We start from the raw sequence: 7,198 nt of genomic DNA on the forward strand, positions 1-7,198 counted from the left end.
GTCGTTTCGCTTCTTTGGCGTGTTTGTTTACGATATCCTTCTCAACTTGACCTTGGTATTCTCGTTTTATGTTTTCGATCTCTTTCGTTTTTTTAGCTAATTCTTTCTTAGCTTTGAGTAACGACTCATCTGCGAATGTGCGAATGCCGTTGTAAATTAAACCTAAAATGAACGCTGTCATGAGGCTAAACAAGAATATGTAAACCCATGATTGCCATTGGTACCAGAGCGTTTTTGCGCCTTGTGCTAGTAAAATAGGACCATTTGAGTTGGATAAGTCTACTAACCAAATCGTGCTATCGGGAGTTAGAAAATCAAGAAATGGTGCTGCAAAAAGCAATACCAATCCCACAACAATTACCGTCAAAAATCCCCAAATCATCGTAGGTATACCTCTGTAATATCGGGGCGGAAATGCCCTAGCTCTTGAGAAATAATCGTCATGACATCGATACGCTCAAAGTGGTTAGCCAGTTGTTCGTAGCGGTTTTGTGCGTAGCTATGGCGTAAGCCGTGTGCTCCGTTGGAGTACCCAAGAGCGCGAGAACTCGCTTTGCTGAACGCATCAGAAAACTTGTGTCCTCCTGCTATGTTGTAATGCGATTCGTAATTCACGCCCCTGTCAGAGAGTTGCTGTGGTGTATCGAGTCTGCGTTCTTCTAACTTTTCTGCCAAATGGTTGGGGATTTGAACTTCACGAATGAGACCGCCTTTCCCTTGAACCGTGTAGGTTTTTGAGTCATTGGGGAGTTGGGAAAATTTATCTTGGTGTACGTCCCGTGGACTCGGATTTACTTCGCCAGAAGGTCGTAGTGTGTACAGTTCGTGAGCGCGTAGACCCGCTTCATGACAAAGTTGTGTTGAGAGTGCATGTTGCTCGGTTTGGTGCTGAATGATCGCATTGACCTGTTCTGGCGTGTAAGAACGAGAGTTTTCAATAGTTTCTTTTTTAGATGTAGGAAGCTCTTTGGGTGGGTATAGTGTTTGATTGGGTTCTAACTTATGTGTGACATGCTGCATCATTGTTTGTATTGCCTGACGATCCATGTCGATTGTGCTTTGTTTACATTCGTGAGCGCGTAACTCTATGTAGTTTTTTGCTTGTTCTGGGGTTAGTTCTCTTAGAGAGCCAAGCTTGAACTCTTTCAGATAATCGCAACAGGTTTTCAATGCTTGTTCGTAGTTCCTCGCCGTTCCCACCGATTCTATGGCATTACCTTTCCCCTGCATTTCTTTCATGACAGAAGCGGCTTGTTTTTCTGATTTTGCGAAGTGCCCTTTAGCCATTGCGTGTTACTCCGATGGAATGGATATATCGGAGGATGGTACTGCGAGCTGCATATTGCTTGTGTTCAGTTTGGAGGTGCAGAGCAATCAGTTCTAAAGATGCGCCATGCTTGTACATTTTGGCGATTTCAGAACGGAACGGTTCAAGTTTAGAGGTGCGTTTCTTATAGTTTTTGCCTTTGCGTAAAGCACGGGTCTTTTTTGCAGCTTCGGTCGCTGCTACTGGATCAAAGCTCATAAAAATCTCGATGTGGGCGTAAGAACTAGCTAAATATTTTCGTAAAAATATCCAGACGGCATTGCCGTTCGCCAATTTTGCTTTTTTTCGTATAGCAAGGCCGACTGTTCACACCTTTTCACGTTCACTTTCCGCCAGTGAAGTGCGTACTGATTTTTGTGTTTCGCTGCTTTGAGAAGCACCGTTGGTATCAGTAATTAAAACCAACGTGTACGGTGTTAACTAGGCCGTACTCCCCTGAGGCAAAATCATTTTTTAGTTCTCTGACTAAGCGCGGATTTGATTTTCGCAGACCAAACCAAGGAGGTTGTAGAGGTCAGGTTCCTGCATAAGCAGCAGTGGGCTATGGAAATTCCATTGTGACATTTTCACGTTTTATCTGCAATATTGTTTTGTTGCAGGCTTTTTGTTGCGTGAAATTATATAAAAGCTTATTAAAGCTCGCGCTATGTGGAATTTTTAAATTCTACATAGCGCGAGTAGGCTCGCGAAATTTGCGAAAAGTACCGCCTGAATTGCGTAGCAACAGGGCGGTGCTTTGAGTGAATTTGACGGGGTTAGGGGCAGTAGCCCCTCACGAACTGACGCGCTGCGCTTGTCGCATCACTAGCCCAAGATAAACTGCAAGTTTATCCTGGGCCGGTGATGTGCATTTTGAACGCTAGGCGTTTTTGAGCTGCATGATCAAGAGCCAAACTTAGGAAACAAAACGCTGATGGTAAGGTGGATAAAAGAATCTATGAGAAAGAGGCTGTTATGTTTATTCGAGTTATTTTTACAGCATTATCATTTTGCGCTGTTTTCATTGTGGTGAGTGACAACATACCGGGTTGGGGGAATGCTTTGGGGTGGAGTTACATCTTGGGTATGTTGGCTCTGGGGGTAATAACATTGAAAGCCGAACAGCTCATGGCATGGTGTGATAAGCAATTAGCGAAAAAGAGAAAATGAAGAGGTATACTAGGTGTGTTAATAATTAACACATGGTGATTTTATGGCTAGAACAACAAGCGTCACAATCGGAGAATCTCTTGATTGTTTTATCGAAAGAATGATCGCAACAGGTCGTTATGGCTCAACAAGTGAAGTGATGAGAAGTGCATTGCGACTACTCGAACAACAAGAGAATCAACAAGACTTACTGCGAAAAGCGCTCGATGAGGGTGAGGCGAGCGGAGAGTGTTCCTTGTCATTAAAAGAAGTGGCAGCAAGAAGAAAGGCCAAGCTGCATGTATAAACTTTCCCAAAAAGCAGCAGACGATTTTGGGGATATCTACGAATATACCTTTTTAAATTTTGGCGCAGAGCAAGCCGACAACTACACCGATGAAATGGAACAATGTTTACAAACTCTGTCAGAGGCACCATTCATTGGTCGAGATTGTTCCGAACTTCGTTCTGGCGTACGTCGTCATGATCATCAGAAACACGCCATTTTTTATCGAGTTCGAGAGTTCGATATCTTTGTTATCCGGATCTTGCACCAACAGATGAACCCAATGTTGCATCTTTAAATTACTTAATTTTTTGATAAAACCTAGAAAAACGCCCCTTAGAGGGCGTTTTTTGTTTCAAACGAACAGCGCCATCTTTGCCCTGTAAATCGCCTGAAAAGCGTCACAAACTTTCAGCCCGATTTCTGGGTCAGTAGGGCATAGTAAGTGCTTAAAAACGTGCCTAGAGCCTCTGATGGCGTTCTAAGGGCTGTTTTTGATAGCTAACTCGCCCGTTTAACATAATAGGAATAATAGACACCGATTTTGAGTGTGGCTCAGGCATAAATTTGGATTCTGATTAATGTATACATCTTCAAGTGGTTCTATGAAATTGGTATACATTAATCAATAGGGGGAGGTGATTTTCGTTACAGAGTCACGCGTTGCGAATCACTCTTAAATGCTTTGTTAGAGCACTTTGCTCTGTGTCACCAAGTCAAAAGCTTCGTTAACTTTTTTCCCAAGCGAAATCTGTTTGATTCCTGCAGGAACATGTAAGAACAGTGGAAAAATAGCCCAAAAAAAGAATAGCCCAATAACAACAAACAACCATCCACCTACTACTTGGGCATCATACTTACCAAATACTCCCTTTGTGTGGTTATTGTAAGCATAGGCAATAAACTTACCTGTTTTTGAGTCCCGCTCGCCGACAACAGTAACTTCATCATTACGATTAATAACCCAAGCATCAGATACTTGAAGTTCGATTACACAATTATTTTCACTTAATTCAAACTGTACCTTGGTTTTAGTGACCGCTTTGAAATTAATAACCTTACCAACTAATTTATCTAACATTATTTTGTTAACTCTATGTTACTTTACTAGGAGTGCTCTAACGCCCTGTTAAGGGGTGAGCAACGCAATACCGAAGCTTCCGCATACCGCCTTAACCACTAAAACCAACGCATAGTAAAAATGCCACGCGTTGTGAATCCCTCTTAAACAGTTTGTTAGCCCTTTGCCCAAATTTGGTACGTGTAATCAATATTTGAACTGAAACTTTGCTCAAATGTTTGTTTGAAACTCTGTGGAACTGAAGGGAAAAACACGTCGCCAGAGATGTGCTTATGAATCACTGAAAGATGGATAACATCTGCTTGTTCGATTAATGCTTTGTAAATTTCACCACCACCAGAAACAAAGACATGTGTTGTCGTATTGTCTAAGTAAGATAATGCCGATTCAATGCTGGTGAAATAAATAACATCTGGATCATTCGAGACCATTTCTGAGCGAGTAACCACAGCATATTTCCTATTGGGAAGTTTACCCATTGAGTCGAAAGTTTTACGACCGACTAAAAGCCAATGATTGTAAGTCATAGCTTTGAACAGGAGCTGCTCACCTTGTACATGCCAAGGTATATCCAATCCAGAGCCAATTACTCCATTCTCAGAAACTGCTGCCATAATGGATATTTTCATTTTTCCTCCTGAGGGCTAACGCCCGCCTAAGGGGCTGGCAACGCATAACAACTAAACTCAAACACAACAACTGCAACCACAGCGGCTCATTGGGACTGGAAACGCCACGCGTTGACAGTCCCTCTTGAGGCGTTTGTTATGTGTGTGTTCAAACCATCAAATTTAGTCAGGAACTACTATTAAACCTAATTGCTCTAAAAGTTGTTCTTGCTGCCACGAACAGATTTTTACACCTGTAAGGTCAACTTTCCGAGGGTCTAAACCATACAACTCCGAGTGGCTCAAATCACAACCTTGCAACCTACACTGGCTCCAACACCCTTCAGAAAATACTCCCCGACTTAAATCAGACTCTTTAAATGATGCACCACTCAGATTTGCGCCAATCCATCTATTCTCAAACAAATCACACTTTTCGATACACTGCCTTTCAAAGTTGGCGTATGAAAGATTACAACCTGTTATATAAGCTGAACAAAAATACATTCTGTTCGATACCTGATTCATGAAGCTAGCTTGAGAAAAATTGGCACCCTTTAAATCGCATTCTCTGAACTCGATACCAAAACAATTTGCACCTTTGAAATACGACATTGAAAGACTGCAGTTTTTAAAAGATGCATCTCTAAGATCCGAGTAAGAAAAATCACACCCCTCTAATTCACCTCGTTCAATGAAAGAACAATCTACAAATTGTGTATCGCGGAGGTTCGCTCGTTTAAAGGAACAGCAGAAAAATTTGCAATTTTTAAAATACTGACCACTCATGTCTTGATGTGAAAAGTCTGCTTGTACATATAACTGGTCTGTTTTATCCATTTTCTAGCCCTCTTTCTATTTGAGTCGAAGACTAACATTTACCAACCAGTTCTCAAGAAAAATAAACACCTTAAAAACAGCAACTTACAACCACTTAAAATCGCAAAAATAAGGCGCCAAATTGACGCTCTAAGGCACCGTTTTTTAATTCACCCATGCCGCATGGCTAGAAAAAAGTTTTGATTAATCATGGCGCTTGCAAGAAAAACACATAACGCTTTCTATACGGCGAAAAGCCGTATTTCTACTCAGATCTAAGCTCATTTAATCTTTCATGGTCAACATAAATTCAAAGACTTAAAGATAAATTCGGCATGTTAGGTGGTAACATGTCGCTTAATGTGAAGAGTGGGATTTAACGTAATGTCACTTTGTGCGAAGTGCAGTGTTTCGGTAGAACAATGATTCTCGAAAGGTCGCTATAGCGGCCTTTTTTGTGCCTGAAAGCAAGAAAAGCGAAGGGAAATTGCGAAGTAAGGTATTGAGGAGTAAGATTAACTCTAGATAAAACAAAGCCCCGAAACTCATTCAAACTTGGCGGAATGGAGAGTTATCAGGGCTAAAGCTTAAGGTAATTTTAACACATGGAAAGACAAAGACAATCCACACGTAACCGCCATAAGTGCAGTTATGTGTGAAAGCTAAACAATCAAACGCATTTCAACTCGATCTAATCGAGACGCTTCCTCATAAGCCGTATTGCACCGATGAACTCGGTGTCACTTACATACGCCCAAAAAGTACAGCGATTAAGAAAAAATATCTGCAAGTGAACCAACCGAAGTTGGTCACTTACCTTGTCTTTGATATTGATCGACAAGGCGGTGTGTTGGCTTGGTACGACAACGATCTTCCCACACCATATTGGACTTCAAAGAACCCAGAGAACGCACACGCACACATTGCGTATCGCTTGAAAGTTCCATTCTGTACGTCTGATATCGCGCATAGTGAACCTATTCGCTACGCAGCTGCGATTGAATCCGCGATGATTGAGCGTCTGAAAGCGGATCGTGGATTCGCAGGACTACTGACGAAAAATCCACTGCACCCACATTGGCAAAATGAGTTTTGGACAGAGTACGAGTACACACTCGATGAACTGGCGGAATACCTCGATCTGAAAGGCCACCCGTTACGTGGTAGCGAAACGTCTGGTCTTGGCCGTAACTGTGAGTTGTTCGATAACACTCGTCAGTGGGCATATAGAGCGATTCGGGAATACTGGGCGCCTAACTACAAAAGAAAGTGGAATGCAGCCGTCTACGACAAAGTAGAAAGTACGAATAGCCAGTTCAATGTTCCTTTGCCCGTGTCAGAAGTGAAAGCGATAGCGAAGTCGATCGCTAACTGGACGTATCGAGAATTCACGCCAGAAAAGAAAAGCCAATGGCACGCTAAGAAAGGTGCTAAGGGTGGAAAAGTTTCAAAAGGTGGAGGTAGACCTAGCCTTAACGAACCTTGGGTTGAGCTTGGTATCAGTCGAAGAACTTACTTCCGTTGGAAGTCGACTGGCAAATTGTAATGTGTGGCACTAAACAAGCTATATCAGATAACAGCCCTTTTTAGGGTTGTTATCTGATTAATGGCCTCTATGTTTCTTTGCTAATCTTGCTAGAGCGGTATACGTGATTTTTGTTCCATCCGTGAACTTCCAGTCTATTTCATCTAAGAACTCTGCCATTATTTTCTTCTCTGCGCTCAGTCGATCTCTTTGACCTAACTTACTCTGTGTCTGTTGGTTTTGTCGACGGTGTGCGTGATTGACTATTCTTATTTGCTTTTGTAACGCCACTTCCTTGTTCTCTGTTTGCTGCTTGATAGCGTAGATCTCGTTTTCTTTCTTGTTGAGTCGTTTCGCTTCTTTGGCGTGTTTGTTTACGATATCCTTCTCAACTTGACCTTGGTATTCTCGTTTTATGTTTTCG

General features: G+C 42.1%; 9 protein-coding genes and 2 pseudogenes. 4 read left to right on the forward strand and 7 right to left on the reverse strand.

The genetic code is table 11. The features are described 5' to 3' along the window. The 3 genes and pseudogenes from R8O70_RS24575 to R8O70_RS24585 all read right to left on the reverse strand — a co-directional run. Positions 1-382, reverse strand: a pseudogene (locus tag R8O70_RS24575) (hypothetical protein); the annotation flags it as partial. Then, positions 379-1,287: a tyrosine-type recombinase/integrase gene (locus R8O70_RS24580; protein ID WP_102137292.1), complete on the reverse strand. Its 909-nt coding sequence runs from the start codon at positions 1,285-1,287 to the stop codon at positions 379-381. The pseudogene R8O70_RS24575 and the gene R8O70_RS24580, both read right to left, overlap by 4 nt. Then, positions 1,280-1,600, reverse strand: coding sequence for a hypothetical protein (locus R8O70_RS24585; RefSeq protein WP_102137291.1), 321 nt, complete (start codon positions 1,598-1,600; stop codon positions 1,280-1,282). Before R8O70_RS24585 ends, R8O70_RS24580 begins: the two co-directional genes overlap by 8 nt. Positions 1,601-2,248: 648 nt before the next feature. Here R8O70_RS24585 and R8O70_RS24590 point away from each other — a divergent pair. From R8O70_RS24590 to R8O70_RS24600, 3 genes are read left to right on the forward strand one after another with little or no spacing between them, the layout of a single operon-like run. Beyond that, the gene (locus R8O70_RS24590; RefSeq protein WP_225452192.1) at positions 2,249-2,476 is read left to right on the forward strand and encodes a hypothetical protein; all 228 of its coding nucleotides are present in this window, start codon (positions 2,249-2,251) and stop codon (positions 2,474-2,476) included. A 43-nt stretch (positions 2,477-2,519) separates the two neighbouring features. Beyond that, a complete protein-coding gene (locus R8O70_RS24595) occupies positions 2,520-2,762 on the forward strand; it encodes a type II toxin-antitoxin system ParD family antitoxin (RefSeq protein ID WP_012615282.1) in 243 nt (80 codons plus the stop codon). After that, on the forward strand, positions 2,755-3,039 hold the full coding sequence (locus tag R8O70_RS24600; RefSeq protein WP_012615283.1) for a type II toxin-antitoxin system RelE/ParE family toxin: 285 nt from the start codon (positions 2,755-2,757) through the stop codon (positions 3,037-3,039). The genes R8O70_RS24595 and R8O70_RS24600 overlap by 8 nt, the downstream gene beginning before the upstream one ends. 390 nt (positions 3,040-3,429) lie before the next feature. On the opposite strand, the gene R8O70_RS24605 is transcribed toward R8O70_RS24600, so the two are convergent. The 3 genes from R8O70_RS24605 to R8O70_RS24615 all read right to left on the reverse strand — a co-directional run bounded on the left by R8O70_RS24605 (position 3,430) and on the right by R8O70_RS24615 (position 5,270). Then, positions 3,430-3,822 carry a hypothetical protein gene (locus R8O70_RS24605; RefSeq protein ID WP_000884724.1) on the reverse strand — a complete coding sequence of 131 codons (393 nt, stop codon included), beginning with the start codon at positions 3,820-3,822 and terminating at the stop codon, positions 3,430-3,432. A gap of 155 nt (positions 3,823-3,977) precedes the next feature. Next, positions 3,978-4,451: a trimethoprim-resistant dihydrofolate reductase DfrA31 gene (gene dfrA31 / locus R8O70_RS24610; RefSeq protein WP_000703246.1), complete on the reverse strand. Its 474-nt coding sequence runs from the start codon at positions 4,449-4,451 to the stop codon at positions 3,978-3,980. A 162-nt stretch (positions 4,452-4,613) separates the two neighbouring features. Further along, complete coding sequence (locus R8O70_RS24615) at positions 4,614-5,270, reverse strand: quinolone resistance pentapeptide repeat protein QnrVC5 (RefSeq protein WP_000361705.1); 657 nt, start codon at positions 5,268-5,270, stop codon at positions 4,614-4,616. 634 nt (positions 5,271-5,904) lie between these two features. On the opposite strand from R8O70_RS24615, the gene R8O70_RS24620 reads away from it, so the two are divergent. After that, positions 5,905-6,795, forward strand: coding sequence for a replication initiation protein (locus tag R8O70_RS24620; protein WP_012615284.1), 891 nt, complete (start codon positions 5,905-5,907; stop codon positions 6,793-6,795). A 57-nt stretch (positions 6,796-6,852) separates the two neighbouring features. Here R8O70_RS24620 and R8O70_RS24625 read toward each other — a convergent pair. Further along, positions 6,853-7,198 (reverse strand): annotated as a pseudogene (locus R8O70_RS24625) (hypothetical protein); the annotation flags it as partial.

It is taken from the genome of Vibrio sp. 779(2023), assembly GCF_033344285.1.
GTDB classification, from domain to species: Bacteria; Pseudomonadota; Gammaproteobacteria; order Enterobacterales; family Vibrionaceae; genus Vibrio; species Vibrio alginolyticus.

Bases quoted from the DNA above. Each gene is read 5' to 3' on its own strand.
- R8O70_RS24580 (WP_102137292.1), bottom strand. From the start codon at position 1,287: ATGGCTAAAGGGCACTTCGCAAAATCAGAAAAACAAGCCGCTTCTGTC.
- R8O70_RS24605 (WP_000884724.1), bottom strand. From the start codon at position 3,822: ATGTTAGATAAATTAGTTGGTAAGGTTATTAATTTCAAAGCGGTCACT.
- R8O70_RS24595 (WP_012615282.1), top strand. From the start codon at position 2,520: ATGGCTAGAACAACAAGCGTCACAATCGGAGAATCTCTTGATTGTTTT.
- R8O70_RS24615 (WP_000361705.1), bottom strand. From the start codon at position 5,270: ATGGATAAAACAGACCAGTTATATGTACAAGCAGACTTTTCACATCAA.
- dfrA31 (WP_000703246.1), bottom strand. From the start codon at position 4,451: ATGAAAATATCCATTATGGCAGCAGTTTCTGAGAATGGAGTAATTGGC.
- R8O70_RS24600 (WP_012615283.1), top strand. From the start codon at position 2,755: ATGTATAAACTTTCCCAAAAAGCAGCAGACGATTTTGGGGATATCTAC.